The organism is Filomicrobium sp. (genome assembly GCF_025698805.1).
GTDB lineage: Bacteria > Pseudomonadota > Alphaproteobacteria > Rhizobiales > Hyphomicrobiaceae > Filomicrobium > Filomicrobium insigne.
Genome location: NZ_JAILWT010000002.1, coordinates 434,924 through 453,106 on the forward strand (window position 1 = coordinate 434,924; position 18,183 = coordinate 453,106).

At 65.8% G+C, this 18,183-nt stretch carries 18 protein-coding genes; 11 read left to right on the forward strand and 7 right to left on the reverse strand.

The window, feature by feature from the left end; translation table 11 throughout:
* Positions 1-195 precede the first annotated feature (195 nt).
* Together K5845_RS05765 and K5845_RS05770 are read left to right on the forward strand one after the other, a co-directional pair.
* Positions 196-1,155, forward strand: a complete 960-nt coding sequence (locus K5845_RS05765) for an ArdC family protein (protein ID WP_287958569.1) — start codon at positions 196-198, stop codon at positions 1,153-1,155.
* Positions 1,152-1,547 carry a DUF2958 domain-containing protein gene (locus K5845_RS05770; RefSeq protein ID WP_287958570.1) on the forward strand — a complete coding sequence of 132 codons (396 nt, stop codon included), beginning with the start codon at positions 1,152-1,154 and terminating at the stop codon, positions 1,545-1,547. The genes K5845_RS05765 and K5845_RS05770 overlap by 4 nt, the downstream gene beginning before the upstream one ends.
* Here K5845_RS05770 and K5845_RS05775 read toward each other — a convergent pair whose 3' ends face one another.
* From K5845_RS05775 to K5845_RS05795, 5 genes are read right to left on the reverse strand one after another with little or no spacing between them, the layout of a single operon-like run.
* Positions 1,548-1,940: a hypothetical protein gene (locus K5845_RS05775; protein WP_287958571.1), complete on the reverse strand. Its 393-nt coding sequence runs from the start codon at positions 1,938-1,940 to the stop codon at positions 1,548-1,550.
* 40 nt (positions 1,941-1,980) lie between these two features.
* A complete protein-coding gene (locus K5845_RS05780; protein ID WP_287958572.1) occupies positions 1,981-2,259 on the reverse strand; it encodes a carboxymuconolactone decarboxylase family protein in 279 nt (92 codons plus the stop codon).
* Between the two features lie 19 nt (positions 2,260-2,278).
* Entirely contained in the window at positions 2,279-2,881 is a 603-nt protein-coding gene (locus tag K5845_RS05785; protein ID WP_287958573.1) for a class I SAM-dependent methyltransferase, read from the reverse strand.
* On the reverse strand, positions 2,878-3,132 hold the full coding sequence (locus K5845_RS05790; RefSeq protein ID WP_287958574.1) for an SHOCT domain-containing protein: 255 nt from the start codon (positions 3,130-3,132) through the stop codon (positions 2,878-2,880). Before K5845_RS05790 ends, K5845_RS05785 begins: the two co-directional genes overlap by 4 nt.
* Before the next feature lie 2 nt (positions 3,133-3,134).
* The gene (locus K5845_RS05795; RefSeq protein WP_287958575.1) at positions 3,135-3,506 is read right to left on the reverse strand and encodes an ArsR/SmtB family transcription factor; all 372 of its coding nucleotides are present in this window, start codon (positions 3,504-3,506) and stop codon (positions 3,135-3,137) included.
* A gap of 208 nt (positions 3,507-3,714) precedes the next feature.
* On the opposite strand from K5845_RS05795, the gene K5845_RS05800 reads away from it, so the two are divergent.
* From K5845_RS05800 to K5845_RS05825, 6 genes are all read left to right on the forward strand, one after another.
* Entirely contained in the window at positions 3,715-4,275 is a 561-nt protein-coding gene (locus K5845_RS05800; protein WP_287958576.1) for a recombinase family protein, read from the forward strand.
* 2 nt (positions 4,276-4,277) lie between these two features.
* Entirely contained in the window at positions 4,278-7,244 is a 2,967-nt protein-coding gene (locus K5845_RS05805; RefSeq protein ID WP_287958577.1) for a Tn3 family transposase, read from the forward strand.
* Between the two features lie 247 nt (positions 7,245-7,491).
* Positions 7,492-9,615 carry a ParB/RepB/Spo0J family partition protein gene (locus K5845_RS05810; protein WP_287958578.1) on the forward strand — a complete coding sequence of 708 codons (2,124 nt, stop codon included), beginning with the start codon at positions 7,492-7,494 and terminating at the stop codon, positions 9,613-9,615.
* Between the two features lie 109 nt (positions 9,616-9,724).
* Positions 9,725-9,895 carry a hypothetical protein gene (locus tag K5845_RS05815; protein ID WP_287958579.1) on the forward strand — a complete coding sequence of 57 codons (171 nt, stop codon included), beginning with the start codon at positions 9,725-9,727 and terminating at the stop codon, positions 9,893-9,895.
* A gap of 66 nt (positions 9,896-9,961) precedes the next feature.
* Entirely contained in the window at positions 9,962-10,375 is a 414-nt protein-coding gene (locus K5845_RS05820; RefSeq protein WP_287958580.1) for a hypothetical protein, read from the forward strand.
* Positions 10,372-10,596, forward strand: coding sequence for a DUF6117 family protein (locus K5845_RS05825; RefSeq protein WP_287958581.1), 225 nt, complete (start codon positions 10,372-10,374; stop codon positions 10,594-10,596). The genes K5845_RS05820 and K5845_RS05825 overlap by 4 nt, the downstream gene beginning before the upstream one ends.
* Here the strand turns inward: K5845_RS05825 and K5845_RS05830 are convergent.
* Positions 10,569-11,012 (reverse strand): hypothetical protein, encoded by a 444-nt coding sequence (locus tag K5845_RS05830; protein ID WP_287958582.1) that lies wholly within the window; start codon positions 11,010-11,012, stop codon positions 10,569-10,571. The two genes, K5845_RS05825 and K5845_RS05830, sit on opposite strands and share 28 nt — an antisense overlap.
* The gene (locus K5845_RS05835; RefSeq protein WP_287958583.1) at positions 10,991-11,365 is read right to left on the reverse strand and encodes a hypothetical protein; all 375 of its coding nucleotides are present in this window, start codon (positions 11,363-11,365) and stop codon (positions 10,991-10,993) included. The genes K5845_RS05830 and K5845_RS05835 overlap by 22 nt, the downstream gene beginning before the upstream one ends.
* Positions 11,366-11,590: 225 nt before the next feature.
* Here K5845_RS05835 and K5845_RS05840 point away from each other — a divergent pair, with 225 nt between their 5' ends.
* The 3 genes from K5845_RS05840 to K5845_RS05850 all read left to right on the forward strand — a co-directional run bounded on the left by K5845_RS05840 (position 11,591) and on the right by K5845_RS05850 (position 18,182).
* Entirely contained in the window at positions 11,591-15,913 is a 4,323-nt protein-coding gene (locus K5845_RS05840) for a strawberry notch-like NTP hydrolase domain-containing protein (RefSeq protein WP_287958584.1), read from the forward strand.
* Positions 15,913-16,950, forward strand: coding sequence for a DUF7146 domain-containing protein (locus tag K5845_RS05845; protein WP_287958585.1), 1,038 nt, complete (start codon positions 15,913-15,915; stop codon positions 16,948-16,950). The genes K5845_RS05840 and K5845_RS05845 overlap by 1 nt, the downstream gene beginning before the upstream one ends.
* Positions 16,951-17,258: 308 nt before the next feature.
* Complete coding sequence (locus tag K5845_RS05850) at positions 17,259-18,182, forward strand: DUF2493 domain-containing protein (protein ID WP_287958586.1); 924 nt, start codon at positions 17,259-17,261, stop codon at positions 18,180-18,182.
* Position 18,183 lies beyond the last annotated feature (1 nt).

Below are 18,183 nucleotides of genomic sequence, written 5' to 3' on the forward strand. Positions count from 1 at the left end.
GCCCTACGAATAGACAGTCTTGGTATCTGTCCTTGTGGGGGAAAGCCTTCCCCTGCGGCCGAGCCTTTGGTCTCGGCCGACCCCTTCTGCGGGGAGACCCCGCAACGCCCCCTAGAGTGAGAGTGCGGACCGGGTTCGCCGTGACGGGTTGAGGGCTGGGAGAGAGGCTTCCGGCGCCCGTCGCGGAGATCCGCGATGTCCAGAAGAACAGCACCCGCTCGCGCCGGCCAGGACCGGGCGAGCCTCTATGACGAAATCACGGACAAGATCATCACCGAGCTGGAGGCCGGTCGTATCCCGTGGGTCCAGCCGTGGGGCACGGCGGCGGCGAAGGCGCCGCTCGCCATGCCGAGGAACGCCGCCACCGGTCGGCACTATTCGGGAATCAATGTCCTCATCCTGTGGGGCTCCGTCGTCGAACATGGCTTTCCCGGCCAGAGCTGGCTCACCTTTCGCCAGGCGCTGGCGCTCGGCGGCAATGTCCGCAAGGGCGAGCGCGGCACGACCGTCGTCTATGCCGACCGCTTCGTGCCGGACGACGAGAAGCGCCGTGCCCGCGATACTGGCGACGAAGCCCAGGCAATCCCGTTCCTGAAGCGGTTCACGGTGTTCAACGCGGCGCAGTGCGAAAACCTTCCCACCGACATCGCGACCGTTGCGCCGCCACCGCCGCCAGGCCTGATCGAGCCCCAGGTCGAGGCGCTGATCCGCGCCACCGGCATCGACTTCCGCATCGGCGGCAATCGGGCCTTCTACGCTCCGGCGCTCGACTATGTGCAGGTCCCGCCACCCCAGGCCTATTTCGAGCCGATCAACTGGCACCGCACCGCGCTGCACGAGCTCGGCCACGCCACGGGCCATCCGTCCCGTCTCGGCCGCGACCTGACCGGCGGCTTCGGCACCAAGAAATACGCGTTCGAGGAGCTGGTGGCCGAGATGAACGCGGCCTTCTGCTGCGCCTCGCTCGGCATCGTACCGACCGTCCGCCACGCCGACTATATCGGCTCGTGGCTGGAGGTCCTGCGCGAGGACAACCGGGCGATCGTGCGAGCTGCATCCCAGGCGAGCAAGGCGGCCGACTGGCTGCTCGGCTTCGTGCCGGCTGATGGCGCAGAGGTCTCGGCCGATCTGGCGATCGACAGGAGGGCGGCATGATCCTCCTCACGCCCGAGCTGCGCGGGCAGCTTCTCGCCAACGGCCGGCGGCGCGACGTCGACCACATGCCCGTGGTCAAGTTCTTCAATCCGCTCGGCGAAGGCGTCTGGCTCGCCACCGAGCTCGACGAGGATGGCGACACCTTGTTCGGCCTAGCCGATCTCGGCGAGCCGGAGCTGGGCTCGTTCAGCCTCGCCGAGATGACCGCGGTGCGCCTGCCGCTCGGCCTCGGCATCGAACGCGACATCCTATTCGGGGTCGTCTCAGAAAACGGAAAAAATCGTACGCTAAGCTATCCTCAGCCCCATGCTGCAAACAGCCCGCGCAAGGGCAGGCTGTCGATGATGCCGGAGAAAAGTCTGGTGTTACCTGCTACACCCGTGCTCAGGTAATTACTCCTTGGCGGGCCCGGCAGCAGGGGCAGCGCCTTCGGCGGGGCCAGCACTTGGAGCGGCGGCATCGCGCTGCCCCTTCAGCTCGTCCATCATGCGCTGAAGCATCGCCTCGGCCAGTGTCCGGCGCGCCTCGGGATCCAGTTCCGAGAACATCATGGAGATGCAGCGCGGCATCATGTTCTGCATGAAGTCCACTCGATCCTCGGTCCTCATTTCCTTGAACATGCTGTCCATCATGGTTTGCATCATGCGCGGCATATCCTCCGGCGTCATCATGCCGGACATCATTTTCTCCATCATCTTTTTCATCATGCCCATCGGATTGAATCCACCGCCTTGCCCGGGCTGCGATTCGCCGCTTGCTTTGGCGTCCTGGTCTTTCGGTTCCATGTTGGTCTCCTGGTGAATGACTCGATTGGCTCTGCCGTCGCTATGGATTTTCAGCCCGGACTTTCTTGGCCAGCAGCCTCGGGTTGCTCGCACCCACGGTCATGGCGACGCTGATCGCCTCGTCGATCTCGGCGTCGCTGGCCTGGAGTTCCCGCAACACGCCAAGGGCGTATTTCGTGCAGAATTCGCAGCCTGCACCCAGTGCCGCCCCGAGACAGATCAAGTGACGGGTCTTCCGGTCCAATGCGCCCTCGGGACCGTAGACGGCTGCGTGAAAGCGGTTGTAGTGTTCGATGATTTCGTCGTGATTGTGGGCCATGGTTCACTCCTGTTCTGAATCAGTTCGCGCGGACGAAGATTGCCCCATAATGGAAGGGCGGCAACTCGACCAAGGTTTCCAGCTTGAAGCCAGCCGGCTCGACCACCGCGCGGGTCTGCTCCGGCGACATGCGCAGTTCGGTGCTCGGCCCTCGCGGCTGGCCCAGGACGGTCGTTTCTTCGCGCGGGAGGGGATACCAATTGACGATGGCAAAGCGACCGTTCGGCTTTAGGGCGGCGGCGACCTCACGAGCCAGCGCCGCCTTGTCCGGCACGCCGTGAAAGGTGTTCGCGATCAGGACATAATCCGCCGGTGCGCCAAGCAGGCGGCTCAGTTCCATGGCGTCGCCGTGCAGCCAGTCGCAGTTCGCCATCCCTTCGCAAGCTGCTTGCGCCTGCTCCAGCATGTTCGGATCGAGGTCGAATCCGACAACTCGCCCCGGCCCGACCTGCCGGGCAATGGCGGCGGTGAAGTAACCATATCCACAGCCCAGGTCAACGACCGTCATTCCAGGCTCGATGCGCAAGGCCCTGACGACGCCATCGGGGTCGGGCCATAAGGCATGCCACCAGTTCCTGTCGGGCATCCCCGTGGCCGGAAACAATCGATCCTGAATCATCATTCGAGTTCCTTCTTCATTTGCTGATACTCCTCCCGGCTGATTTCCCCACGGGCGTAACGCCGGTCGAGAATCTCTTTTGCGTTTTCTTTTTTGTCACGCATTCCTTCATCACGTATTCCCCACCCGCCGCACATCGGCCCACCCCCGCCTCCGCGGCCGCCGCGGAAGAGGAAGATCAACATCACGACCAGGAAGATCAGCGGAAATATCCACATGAAAGGAAACCATCCCCACGGTCCATAAGGCCACATGATTACACCTCCTCGGCTTCTGCCAACGCCGATTTGGGGTCGGCTGGGTGGCTGGATTGATCGGACAGTCCCGCGACCGGCGTCTGACGCGCGTCCAGCCAACGCATCAGGTCATACAGGATGCGCAGCAGTTCCGGGTCGGCGAGGCAGTAATAGATGAACGCTCCGCGCCGCTCGGCACGAACGAATCCCGCCTCGCGCAGCACGCGCAAGTGGAACGAGACATTGGTTTGCGCCAGGCCCGTCGCGTTGATGATGTCCGTCACCGGACGGCATTCGAGGCCGAGCCCGTACAGGATACGCAGGCGGTTCGGCTCACCGAGCACCTTGAGTGCGGGAATGATCTGCTCTTGGTTGTGTTCGTGAAATTTCATAGCAGTATATTAGTTGCTACGCATATAAACTGCAACTCATATTACGAGCCGACACTTTGAAACGGGCTATGTCAAGATAAGGCATACCCTAACCGGATGTCAGGGTAGCCCAATGGAAGTGTCAGAATAGAACCGCGATTGCAATTAATTGACGTATGCCGCGCAAGGCCATAGATTTCTACCTGACACTTTCAGCTCGGGAGGCATCTTGCAGGGGCATCGCATCGGCTACGTCCGCGTCAGTAGCTTCGATCAGAATCCGGAACGGCAACTGGAACAGGTCCAGGTGGACAAGGTGTTCACCGACAAGGCGTCAGGCAAGGACACGCAGCGTCCGCAGCTCGACGCGCTGCTCGGGTTCGTGCGCGAGGGTGACACGGTGGTGGTGCACAGCATGGACCGCCTGGCCCGCAACCTGGACGATCTGCGCCGCCTGGTGCAGAGCCTCACCCAACGCGGCGTGTGCATCGAGTTCGTCAAGGAGCACCTGACCTTTACCGGCGAGGACTCGCCGATGGCGAATCTGATGCTCTCGGTGATGGGCGCGTTCGCCGAGTTCGAGCGCGCCCTGATCCGCGAGCGGCAGCGCGAAGGCATCGCGCTCGCCAAGCAGCGCGGGGCTTACCGGGGCCGGAAAAAGGCGCTTGCGCCGGAACGGGTGGTCGAGTTGCGACGGCGGGCCGCTGCTGGCGAAAAGAAGGCGCAGCTTGCCCGCGAGTTCGGCGTCAGCCGCGAAACTTTGTATCAGTACCTGAGAACGGAAAGGTAGCCATGCCACGCCGTTCGATCCTTTCCACCGCCGAGCGCGACAGTCTGTTGGCGTTGCCCGATACCCAAGACGAACTCATCCGCCACTACACGTTCAGCGAACCCGACCTGTCACTGATCCGTCAGCGGCGCGGCGAGGCGAACCGTCTGGGGGTCGCGGTGCAGATGTGCCTACTGCGTTTCCCCGGTCAAGGCCTGCTGCCCGGCGCCGCGGTGCCGATGCCCCTGCTGCAATGGATCGGACGGCAACTGCGGCTCGACCCGGCATGCTGGCCGCAGTATGCCGAGCGGGAGGAAACCCGGCGCGAACACCTGCTCGAACTGCGCGCGTATCTGGGCATGGAGTCGTTCGGTCTGGCGCACTATCGGCAGGCTGTCCATGTCACGACCGAGTTGGCCTTGCAGACCGACAAGGGCATCGTGCTGGCCAGCAGCGTCCTCGATGTCCTGCGGCATCGGCGCATCATCTTGCCGACGTTGGATGTTGTCGAGCGCGTCTGTGCCGAGGCCATCACCCGCGCCAACCGGCGCATCTACGATGCCTTGTCCGAACCGCTTTCGGACGCGCATCGCCGCCGCCTCGACGATCTGCTCAAGCGCCGGGACAACGGCAAGACGACCTGGCTGGCCTGGCTGCGCCAATCACCCGCAAAGCCGAACTCGCGGCACATGCTGGAACACATTGAACGCCTCAAGGCGTGGCAGGCGCTCGACCTGCCTTCCGGCATCGAGCGGTTGGTTCATCAAAACCGGCTGCTCAAGATCGCCCGCGAGGGCGGCCAGATGACGCCCGCTGACCTGGGCAAGTTCGAGCCACAGCGGCGCTACGCGACCCTGGTGGCGCTCGCCATCGAGGGCATGGCAACCGTCACCGATGAAATCATCGATCTGCATGATCGTATCCTGGGCAAGCTGTTCAACGCCGCCAAGAACAAGCATCAGCAGCAGTTCCAGGCATCCGGCAAGGCGATCAACGCCAAGGTTCGACTGTTCGGACGCATCGGCCAGGCGCTAATCGAGGCCAAGCAAGCGGGCCGTGATCCGTTCGCCGCCATCGAAGCCGTCATGTCATGGGACGCTTTTGCCGAGAGCGTCACCGAGGCGCAAAAACTCGCTCAGCCCGAGGACTTCGATTTCCTGCACCGCATCGGCGAGAGCTATGCCACGCTGCGCCGCTACGCGCCGGAATTCCTCGCCGTGCTCAAGCTGCGGGCCGCACCCGCCGCCAAGGACGTGCTCGACGCCATCGAGGTGCTGCGCGGCATGAACAGCGACAACGCCCGCAAGGTGCCCGCCGATGCGCCGACCGACTTCATCAAGCCGCGCTGGCAGAAGCTGGTCATGACCGACACCGGCATCGACCGGCGCTACTACGAGCTGTGCGCGTTGTCGGAGATGAAGAACGCGCTGCTTTCCGGCGACATCTGGGTGCAAGGCTCCCGCCAGTTCAAGGACTTCGAGGACTACCTGGTGCCGCCCGCGAAATTCGCCAGCCTCAAGCAGGCCAGCGAATTGCCGCTGGCCGTGGCTACCGACTGCGACCAGTACCTGCATGAACGGCTGACGCTGCTGGAAACGCAGCTCGCCACCGTTAACCGCATGGCGCTGGCCAACGAGTTGCCGGACGCCATCATCACGGAGTCGGGCCTGAAAATCACGCCACTCGATGCGGCGGTGCCCGATACCGCGCAGGCACTAATCGACCAGACGGCGATGATTCTGCCGCACGTCAAGATCACCGAATTGCTGTTGGAGGTGGACGAATGGACGGGATTCACCCGTCACTTCGCGCACCTGAAATCGGGCGACTTGGCCAAGGACAAGAATCTGCTGTTGACCACCATTTTGGCCGACGCGATCAATCTCGGCCTGACCAAGATGGCCGAATCCTGCCCCGGTACGACCTATGCCAAGCTCGCCTGGCTGCAAGCCTGGCACATCCGTGATGAAACCTACTCGACGGCGCTGGCTGAGCTGGTCAACGCGCAGCTCCGGCATCCCTTCGCCGAGCATTGGGGCGACGGCACCACGTCGTCGTCGGATGGTCAGAACTTCCGCACCGGCAGCAAGGCCGAGAGCACTGGCCACATCAATCCGAAATACGGCAGCAGCCCAGGACGGACGTTCTATACCCACATCTCCGACCAGTACGCGCCGTTCCACACCAAGGTCGTGAACGTCGGAGTTCGCGACTCGACCTACGTGCTCGACGGCCTGCTGTACCACGAATCCGACCTGCGCATCGAGGAGCACTACACCGATACGGCAGGCTTCACCGATCACGTCTTCGCCCTGATGCACCTCTTGGGCTTCCGCTTCGCGCCGCGCATCCGTGACCTGGGCGACACCAAGCTCTACATACCGAAGGGCGATACCACCTACGAGGCGTTGAAGCCGATGATCGGCGGCGCGCTCAACATCAAGCACGTCCGCGCCCATTGGGATGAAATCCTGCGGCTGGCCACCTCGATCAAGCAGGGTACGGTGACGGCCTCGCTGATGCTACGCAAGCTCGGGAGCTATCCGCGCCAGAACGGCCTGGCCGTGGCCTTGCGTGAGCTGGGCCGCATTGAACGCACGCTGTTCATCCTCGACTGGCTGCAAAGCGTCGAGCTGCGCCGCCGCGTACATGCCGGGCTGAATAAGGGCGAAGCCCGCAACGCGCTGGCTCGTGCCGTTTTCTTCAACCGCCTGGGTGAAATCCGCGACCGCAGTTTCGAGCAGCAGCGCTACCGGGCCAGCGGCCTCAATCTGGTGACGGCAGCCATCGTGCTGTGGAATACGGTTTATCTGGAACGGGCGGCGCATGCGCTGCGCGGTAACGGTCATGCCGTCGATGAGGCGCTGTTGCAGTACCTGTCGCCGCTCGGCTGGGAACACATCAACCTGACCGGCGATTACCTCTGGCGCAGCAGCGCCAAGATCGGCGCGGGCAAGTTCAGGCCGCTACGGCCGCTGCAACCGGCTTAGCGTACGATTTTTTCCGTTTTCTGAGGCGACCCCTATTCGAGGGCCTGTTTCCGATCTCGGTTTGGGCGGAGGCCGCGCGCCGGACCGGGAGCATCCGAGAGGCCGAACGCATTCTCTTTGCCGCCGATCGAGCGCAGCGGGATAATGGAAGGGCCGGAAGAAGAGAGTGAGAGGGAGGACGGGATTTCCGTGACGGGTTGGAGGTCGAGAGAGAGGCTCTCGGCCGCCCGTCGCGGAGTAAATCCCGATGGCTACTGCAGCTCAAAAGATCGTCCTGTCGTCCTCGCGCGACATCCCCTTCAACAAGCTGGTGCTCAGCCAGTCGAACGTCCGGCGCGTGAAGGCCGGCGTCTCGATCGAGGACCTGGCGGCCTCGATCGCCCGGCGCGGCCTGATCCAGAGCCTCAGCGTCGTGCCCGTCGCCGATGCCGAGGGCAAAGAGACCGGCATGTTCGAGGTCCCCGCCGGAGGCCGCCGCTTCCGAGCGCTGGAGATGCTGGTCAAGCAGAAGCGCCTCGCCAAGATCGCGCCGGTGCCCTGCGTCGTGCGCGAGCGCGACAGCACCATCCTCGCCGAAGAGGTCTCGCTCGCCGAGAATATCGAGCGCGCGCCGCTCCATCCCCTCGACCAGTACCGCGCCTTCCAGGACATGCGCAGCAAGGGCATGAGCGAGGAAGAAATCGCCGCGGCCTTCTTCGTCCCCACCCAGGTCGTGAAACAGCGTCTGCGGCTCGCATCCGTGTCGCCGGCGCTGCTCGACGTCTATGCCGAGGACGGCATGACGCTGGAGCAGCTCATGGCCTTCACCGTGTCGAACGATCACGCCCGTCAGGAACAGGTCTGGGACGCGATCAAGGACGCCTGGTCCAAGGAGCCGTACCAAATCCGGCGCATGCTCACCGAGACCACGGTGCGCGCCTCGGACAAGCGGGCCGTGTTCGTCGGCATCGAGGCCTATGAGGCGGCCGGCGGCGTCACTATGCGCGATCTCTTCCAGTCCGACGATGGCGGCTGGCTGCAGGACCCGGCGCTGCTCGACCGTCTGGTCGCCGAGAAGCTGAAGGCCACCGCCGAGACGATCGCCGCGGAAGGCTGGAAGTGGATCGAGGTCGCGGTCAGCTTCCCCTATGACGCCACGCGCGGCCTGCGCGAGCTGCAGGGCGAACCGCTCGACCTCTCGGCCGAGGAACAGGCGGCGATCGACGCGCTCAACGCCGAGTATCAGAAGCTCGAGGCTGATTACGAAGGCGCCGACGAGCTGCCGGACGAGGTCGATCAGCGCCTCGGCGAGATCGAGACGGCGCTCGCCACCTTCGATACCCGTCCGGTGCGCTTCGAGCCGGACGAAATCGCTCGCGCGGGCGTCTTCATCAGCATCGCCCATGACGGCAGCCTCGATATCGACCGCGGCTATGTCCGGACCGAGGACGAAGCGCCGATCGAACCCGAGGGCGAAACCGGCGTGGAAGCCGGCGGCGATCCGGCGGAGCCGATGGTCCAGCGGGCCGTCATCGCCATCGGCGGCGAACCCGCCGAGCCCGAGGACGAGGACGACGACGTCATCAAGCCGCTGCCGGAGCGTCTGGTGATCGAGCTGACGGCCTATCGCACGCTCGCGCTGCGGAACGCCGTCGCGGAGAATCCGCATGTCGCCATGACCGCGCTGCTCCATAAGCTGGTCTCGGACACCTTCATGACCCGCATGTACACGGGCGCCATGGAAGCCGGGGTGAAGCATATCTTCTTCCCGGCCCAGGACGATGCGCTGAAGGACAGCCCATCCGCGCGCGCTGTGCAGGACCGCCACGCCGCCTGGGCGGGCGACATCCCGAAGGACGACAACGCCCTGTGGGACTGGCTTGCCGCGCTCGACGACGCCAGCCGGATGGCGCTCCTGGCGCATTGCGTCAGCTTCGGCGTCAATGCCCTCTATGAGCGCCCCAACCCGCACAGCGCCGGCGGCGTATCTCAGCACACACTCGACATGCGGCTCGCCCAAGCCGACCGCCTGACCCGGGCGACCGGGCTCGATCTGGTCGAGGCCGGCTGGCGTCCGACCTTCGGCAACTATCTAAACCGAGTGACCAAGCCCCGCATCCTGCAGGCGGTTCGCGAGGGCGCCGGCGAACAGGCCGCGCAGCTCATCGACCATCTGAAGAAGGGCGACATGGCCAAGGAGGCCGAACGCCTGCTGGCCGATAGCGGCTGGCTGCCGGAGCCGCTGCGCGTGGTCGCCGCGGCCGAGGCGTCCACGCCGGAAAACCAGACCAGCGGCGAGGATGACGGGACGGTACTGCCCGACTTCCTCGCGGACGATGACGAAGAGTCCGCCGGCGAAGACGACGAACGCCATCTCGTCGCGGCCGAATGAGCGCGCAGGCGGAGCGGCATCGGTCGCTCCGCCCATCGCTCCAACCCAAGGAGCTGCGTCGTGTCGCAATCCAGCCCGGCGCCCCGGCGCGTCGTTTTTCCAGTATCTCGTGCCTGTGCATGTCGATGTCGAGTACGGCCTGGTCGGCCGCGTGACGATCATCGACGAGACGCCGGTCCGGGACCCCTCCGTCGTCGAGGGCGACCCCGCCCATCTCGACGATGCGGTGCAGGCCGCCGACGACGGCCAGCCCTGGCCGTCCTGGCAGTTCGGCTACTAGCACGACGCCCCTTCGATCCCTCCGAGCCCGGCCCAGCGCCGGGCTTTTTCGTTTCAGGAGCCCGCCATGACCGATTTTCTCACCCGTTTTTCCTGCCTGCTCGACGTCGGCACGGCCGCCAACGCGGCGCGCGCCTTCGAGATCTACACCGCCCTGATCGCGGATAACGCCCGCGATGACCCGCCAGCCGAGCCGTTCCTGCTCTCGCTTTCGCCCGAATACGGACCAGCCCGCCTGTGGCTGCGCGACCCCGGCAGCGCCGACCAACAGCTCGCGATCACCTTCGTGACACGCTGCGCCGAAGCCTTCGGCCTGACCGGGCGCTGGGGATTCCAATGGGCGAACATCGCCTCAGACCCTGTCGTTGACGGCTTCTCCGGCGGCGCCCATGTCCTCGACCTTTCGACCGGCCGGACGCTCGAATGGATCAGCACCGGGCGCTGGCTCGCTGAGCGGATTCCCGAGGGAGGCGCGCGATGAGCATTCCCGACCATGCCCGCGCCAACTTCCAGACGCTGCTGCGCGCCGCGAGCAGCGGCGACCTGGCGCTGATGGAATGCACCGAGGTCGCGACGGGCAAGTCCCGCTACGTCATCTGCGCCGTCGGGCGCGATGACGGCGACTATGTGTTCACCCCATTCGGCCATCTGGCCGACGGCAATCCCTTCGAGCTTTACCGTCCGCCCGAGGCCTCGACCTGAGGACGGACACGCTCGAAGAGGTCCGCGACGATCGCGAGGGCCCTGGCCGGAAACGCCGCGTCGCCCGCCGGCACGACGAAGCTGTCGAAGGCGTGCTTCGGATAGTAGGCGTTCAGCACGGTGACGACACCGTCCAGCCCTGTGACCGCTTTCAGTCCTGCGGTCTTGGCGAAAGCCAGCGCCTTTTCCAGATCATGGCGGACATCGCGGCGGCAGCGATCGTCGCTCCAGCCCCGGGCGACGAGGAATGCCTTCAGCACCAGCTCGGTGGCGATGGCGATCGCGTAGCAGATCTCACGCGCATCGCCGCGATCGGCCGTCTCTGCGCCCGGCAGGAAACCTTCGCCATTGGCGAGGAACACGGCCGCCAGCTCGCGGTCGATGTCGCCCGCCGCTACCAGACCGCGACCTCCCACTGGCCGTTGACCCGGGCGAACCCGATCGGGCGGTTCTGCGGAGCCGCACCGGCCTTCGTCGGGTCCATGACGAGCTGTGTCATGCAGGTCACGCCGGGTCCGACGCCACCCGGCGAGCAGTCGCCGAGCTTCAGCGTCGCACGTTCGAGCAACGTGCCCGTGAACCGGCGATAGCGCCGGACGGCGGCCGTTGCTTCTTCCTCGCTCGGCTGCGCCACGCCCGCGGCCACGGCCGGCGACGCTGCAACGGGCGACGCGGCGACGGGCGAGATCACCGGCCGGAGAACAAAGCCCGCGCCGAATCCGACCGCCAGGCATCCCGCCGCAATGATGCCGATCGCGCTTCCCTTCATGCCGTCTGCCTTCCTCGCCGGCGCGGCGAGCCCGTCGAAGGAGACGCCGTGGCTAATTTTCCCAACCGAGATTAGCGTCCCATCGCTCCCGCCGGAAGCCGGAGCGATGGGACGGGCGCCGACCGCGCCCGAGTGAGAGGTCGGCCGGGACGGGTTTGAGCCCGTCCGGTCGAGAGAGAGCGCCGGGCCGGCTCGTCCGTCTCCCGCTCTTTCGAGGTATCCTCCATGGTCCACGCTCGCGTCTCCGGAGCCGCTTCGGCGGCCTTGCTTCCGCTCGCGTCCGACGCCTCTCCGGCCGCCGCCATTTTCGCCGCCGCCGGTTATCTCCTTCCTCATCTCGAGCAGGGCCGCGCCATCGATGCCGCGATTCTGCGCTCGGCCATGGAACAGGCCTTCGGCGCGTCCGACGCCAGTGGCGCCTGGGACTGGAAGACGGCCTACGACGCCTGCGAGGCGGCGACCGTCCTGTTCCTGCGCAAATACGGAAAGCCGCTTTTCCGCAAAGCCGCGTCTCCGGCTGCACGGCTCGCCGCGCTGAACAAGATCGCCGGCCTACTGCCGACCCACACGCGCCGGTCCGAGGAAGCCCAGGCTTTTCAGCAGTTCTCGACGCCGACCCCGCTCGGTCTCGCGGCCCTGACCGCCGCATCGCTCACTTCCGCCGACCGGGTGCTGGAGCCCTCGGCCGGCGTGGGCCTGCTCGCGGTCCTTGCGGAGGTCGCCGGTTCCGATCTCATCCTCAACGAGTTGGCGCGGACCCGCGCCGATCTGCTCGCCTCTCTCTTTCCGGCCATTGCCGTCACACGCTTCGACGCCGCCCAGATCGACGATCATCTCGATCGGGCCGCCACCCCCAGCGTCGTTATCATGAACCCGCCATTCTCGGTCATGGCGAACGTCTCCGGACGCGTGGCCGACGCCGCTTATCGCCACGTCGCCTCGGCGCTGGCGCGGCTCGCGCCTGGCGGCCGGCTGGTGGCAATTACCGGCGCGAACTTCTCGCCCGATCTGCCGGCCTGGCGGGACAGCTTCGTCCGGCTGCAGGAACGCGGCCGCGTCGTGTTCACCGCGGCGATCGCGGGCGCGGTCTATGCCAAGCACGGCACGACTATAGAAACGCGCCTGACCGTTATCGACAAGGCGCCCGCCGACGATGCGGCTCGCTTCCCCGCATCGCCCGGGGTCGCGCCGGACGTGCCGACGCTGCTCGCGTGGATCGAACGGGACGTCCCGCCACGCCTGGCCGTCGCGCTGCCCAAGGTCAGGCCCGATGCCGCGCCGCGCACGGTTCGCGGCTATCTTGCCCGGGCCGCAGTCGCCACGCCCGCCCGGCGCACGGGCGAGATCGGAGGCGTCCCGCTCGACTACGAGACGGTCGACTGGATGCCGCCCGAAGGTGGCCGCCTGTCGGACTCGATCTACGAGGCCTATGCGCTCCAGTCGATCCGCATCCCGGGCGCACAGCCCCATCCCACCAAATTGGTTCAATCGGCCGCCATGGCATCGGTCGCGCCGCCGAAGCCAAGCTATCGCCCGACGCTTCCAGCCGCAATCGTCACCGACGGCCTGCTGTCCGACGCCCAGCTCGAGACGGTGATCTATGCCGGCGAGGCCCATGGCGAATATCTCACCGGCGCCTGGACCGTGGACGAGACCGGCGATCTCGTGACCGCCGCGCCGGACGGTGCCGCCAATGCTGTTCGCTTCCGCCGGGGCTTCATGCTTGGTGACGGCACCGGCGCCGGCAAAGGCCGACAGTCGGCCGGAATCATCCTCGACAACTGGCTCCAGGGACGGCGCAAGGCCGTGTGGATCTCCAAGTCCGACAAACTCCACGAGGACGCCCAGCGCGACTGGTCCGCGCTCGGCATGGAGCGGTTGCTGGTCACGCCACTGTCGCGCTTCCCGCAAGGGACGTCGATCCGGCTCGCCGAGGGCATCCTTTTTACCACCTATTCTACGCTACGGTCCGACGACCGCGGCGAGAAGCTTTCGCGCGTCAAGCAGATCGTCGAATGGTTGGGTTCCGACTTCGACGGAGTGATTATTTTCGACGAGTCTCACGCGATGCAAAACGCCGGCGGCAGCAAAGGAGAACGGGGCGATGTGGCCCCGTCGCAGCAGGGCCGTGCGGGCCTTCGGCTCCAGCACGCGCTCCCGAACGCCCGCGTCGTCTACGTCTCGGCGACCGGCGCGACGACCGTCCACAATCTTGCCTATGCCCAGCGGCTCGGCCTGTGGGGCGGCGACGATTTTCCCTTCACCAATCGCGCCGAGTTCGTCGAGGCCGTGGAGAATGGCGGCGTCGCGGCCATGGAGGTGCTCGCCCGCGATCTTCGCGCGCTCGGCCTCTACACGGCCCGGTCGCTCTCCTATGACGGCGTAGAATATGAGTTGGTCGAGCACCAGCTCACCCCCGAGCAGACCCGCATCTATGACGCCTATGCCGGCGCCTTCGCCATCATTCACAATCATCTCGACGCCGCGATGCAGGCGGCCAACATCACCGGCGACACCGGCACGCTGAACCGGCAGGCGAAGTCGGCCGCGCGCTCGGCCTTCGAGAGCGCGAAGCAGCGCTTCTTCGGCCATCTGTTGACCAGCATGAAGACGCCGACGCTGATCCGCTCGATCGAGCAGGACCTGGCCGCAGGCCATTCCGCGGTCATCCAGATCGTCTCGACCGGCGAAGCATTGATGGAACGGCGCCTGGCCGAGATCCCGTCGGAGGAATGGAACGACGTGCGCGTCGACATCACGCCGCGCGAATATGTCCTTGATTATCTCGCCCATTCCTTCCCAGTGCAGCTCTACGAGCCGTTCTCGGACAGCGAGGGGAATCTGTCGTCGCGTCCCGTCTATCGCGACGGCCAACCCGTTGAGAGCCGCGAAGCCGTCGCGCGCCGGGAGGAGCTGATCGAACGGCTCGCATCGCTGGAGCCCGTTCCCGGCGCCCTCGACCAGATTGTCCAGCGCTTCGGCACCGATGTGGTTGCGGAAGTCACCGGACGGTCGCGCCGCGTTGTGCGCAAGGGCGAACGTCTTGCCGTCGAGAACCGAGCGGCTTCCGCCAATCTCGCGGAAGCGGCAGCGTTCATGGATGACGACAAGCGCATCCTCGTCTTCTCCGACGCCGGCGGCACCGGCCGTAGCTATCACGCAGATCTCTCGGTGAAGAACCAGCGCCTACGCATCCATTATCTGCTGGAGCCGGGCTGGAAGGCCGACACCGCGATCCAGGGCCTCGGCCGCACCAATCGGACCAATCAGGCGCAGCCGCCGCTCTTCCGGCCGATCGCGACCGACGTGAAGGCTGAGAAGCGCTTCCTCTCGACGATCGCGCGGCGGCTCGACACGCTCGGCGCCATCACGCGCGGGCAGCGACAGACCGGCGGCCAAGGCCTCTTCCGGCCTGAGGACAATCTGGAATCGCATTATGCACGTGACGCGCTGCGCCAGCTCTATCTGCTGATCGTCCGCGGCAAAGTCGAGGGATGCTCCCTTGAACGCTTCGAGGCAGCCACCGGCCTGAAGCTGATGGACGACAACGGCATCAAGGACGAGCTCCCGCCGATCACCACCTTCCTCAATCGCTTACTGGCGCTGACGATCGAGCTGCAGGGCGTGCTGTTCACCTCGTTCGAGCAGCTTCTCACCGCCAAGATCGAGGGTGCGGTCCGAAGCGGCGTCTACGATGTCGGGCTTGAGACGCTGCAGGCTGAAAGCTTCGTCGTGACCGACAGCCAGGTCATCTATACCCATCCCGGCACCGGCGCTGAGACGCGGCTGCTCACCATCACGCGCCGGGAGCGCAATCGCCCGGCAACGCTGGCGCAGGCGTTCGATCACCTTTCCGATCCGCGCGCACGTCTGCTCGTCAACGGCCGCTCCGGCCGCGCCGCCGTGCAGGTGCCCGCACCGTCGATGATGCTCGACGATGGCGAGATCGAGCGGCGCGTCTGCCTGATCCGGCCTATGGAGCATCACTACGCGTCGCTGCGCATGATGGAGGAGAGCCACTGGGAGGAAGCCGATCACGATCGGTTCGCCGCGGCCTGGCAGGCGGAGCTTCGTGATGTCCCGGAATTCTCCGACAGCACGATACACGTCGTCGCCGGCCTGCTCCTGCCGATCTGGAAGCGCCTGCCGGAGGAGTCCACGCGCGTCTATCGGCTCCAGACCGATGACGGAGAACGGATCATTGGTCGCCGTGTCTCCCCAGCATGGGCCGCCAACGCGGCATCCTCCGGCACGAGCTCGCTGACGCCGGAACACGCGTTCGCCGCGCTGATGAACGGCAGGACGATCCTCGATCTCGCCGGAGGTCTCCAGCTTCGCCGTGCCCGGGTCATGAGCGCCTATCGCCTCGAACTGACCGGCTTCACCGAGACGATGCGCGACCGGCTGCGCGCCTACGGCCTTTTCAGCGAGATCATCTCTTGGAAGCTTCGCTTCTTCGTTCCAGTCGACACCAGCGGCACGGCCGTGCTCACCAGACTGCTCGACGCCTATCCGATGCAGCGCATCTCCGAGCAGGAGGCTGCGTGATGGCCCGTCAGGACGCTTCCGATCTCGCGCATCGTCTCGGCCGGCAGGCCGAGGCGGTGTGCCGCCATTATCTCTCCAGTGGCCGCCGCGAAGGCCGCTATTGGCTGGTGGGCGACGCCCGCAACACGCCCGGCCGCTCCATGTACGTTCGGCTCACGGACTCGCCGAAAGGCCCAGCCGGAAAATGGACCGACGCAGCAACCGGCGAGCACGGCGATCTCCTCGACGTGATCCGGGAAAGCTGCGGTCTCGTCGACTTCAAGGATGTCGCCGACCAAGCGCGGACCTTCCTCAGCCTGCCGCATCCCGAGCCGGACGTGCATGCATTTCGGCACCAAGCGCCTGCACCGCACGGATCGCCAGAGGCGGCCCGGCGCCTCATCCGGATGTCACAACCGATCATCGGCACGATCGTGCAAGCGTACCTCCGCGAACGTGCGATTACGGATTTGCGCGGAGCCGAGAGCCTGCATTTCCACCCGCGCTGCTACTATCGTCCGGACGAGCACTCGCCGACCGAGACCTGGCCAGCGATGATCGCAGCCGTCACGGACCTGGACGGCAGGATCACCGGGGCGCATCGCACCTGGCTCGACCCGCGCCGCCGGGACAAGGCGCCTCTCGACACACCGCGCCGAGCAATGGGCGATCTTCTCGGTAACGCCGTCCGCTTTGGCATTGGCGGCGAAGTGATGGCAGCGGGCGAAGGCATCGAGACGGTGCTGTCTGCCCGGCAGGTCCTGCCCGACATGCCGATGATGGCGGCGCTCTCGGCGGCCCATCTCGCCGCCATCCTGTTCCCCGACACACTGCGCCGGCTCTACATTCTGCGCGACGACGATCCGGCCGGTGACGGAGCGCGCGATACATTGGTCGAACGGGCGAACACGGCCGGGATCGAGGCGATCGTCATCTCGCCCCAACTCGGAGACTTCAACGAGGATCTCCGCACGCTTGGCGTTGATGCGCTGCGCAGCCAGACGCGGATGCAGATCGGGCCCCAAGACGTCGCACGCTTCATGGCGCTGGCGGCCTAGCCGGCAAGGAGAACGAGGCGGCGCCGCCGGCGATCTCGCCCGGATGCTTCGGTGTGTCGGAGGGGACCGCGCCTCGGCCTTCGAGAGGGCGATCGGCCCACAAGCCGGCCGGCCCAGCAACGGCGGCGGTCGACTATTTTCCGGCGTGGCCTTCGGCCACTTTCCATCGCGACGCAAAATAGCCGGCCTTCGCCGTCCTCCGCTGACGCTCCGGCCCTGCGCTGCGCTCCGGGTGCAGGGCCAGCCGCCCCGTGGGCTTCGTCGCCATGAAGGCCGCGACGGTCGCGGTCCAACCGACGGAGCATCCCATGAGCGAGCACGACGACTACGAACCGCATCACGAATCCTCGCCAACCGACCACGTCCTCAACGAACTGCAGCTCCACGGCTACCGGCCCTTCGCCGACGAACCCGATCAGCGGCTCCTGCCGGACGGCAACGCGGTCGCAGGCGCGGTCGCCGACATCTTCGACGCCCTGATCGGCACCCTGGAGGATACGCGCCTCGAACCCGACCTCGACGATCTTCTGTGGTCGACCGTCAACGTCTTCCACCGCGCCACCGAACGGATCGCGCGCGAGCTGGACGACAACGAGCAGGCCCAGAAGCGCTCGCAGCGGGAGCAGGATGGCAGCGAAGTGAAATCGGTCGACCTCGAGCGACTGATCGCAGAGGGCAAGACACTCATCGAACGCCAGAGCGCCTTCGAGCTGATGCGCGACCAGTCCGCCGAACACTACGAACGCCACGTCGGCAAAGCGTGGCTCCCGCGCAGTGGATCGAAGGTCAACCATCGCAATCTGACCTCGGCGATGATCGACAGCCGCGACTTCCTGATGGCGAAGAAGCGCGCTGATCAGGAGGTGCTTCTCCCACCGGGCCCGAAGATCGTCGTCACCGGCGGCCTCGACTTTAACGATCACCACCTCATCTGGGCCAAGCTCGACCTGGTGCGCGAGAAGCACCCGGACATGGTGCTGGTCCACGGCAAGTCGCCGAAGGGTGCCGAGAAGATCGCCTCGCTCTGGGCGAAGAACCGCAACGTGCCGCAGATCGGCTTCGCGCCCGACTGGACCAAGCACGGCCGGGCCGCACCGTTCAAGCGCAACGACGAGATGCTGGAGATCGTGCCGAAGGGCGTGATGCACTTCCCCGGCACGGGCATCAACGATAATGTCGCCGACAAGGCCAAGAAGCTCGGCATTCCGGTCTGGAAGTTCGGCGGCGCGTGAG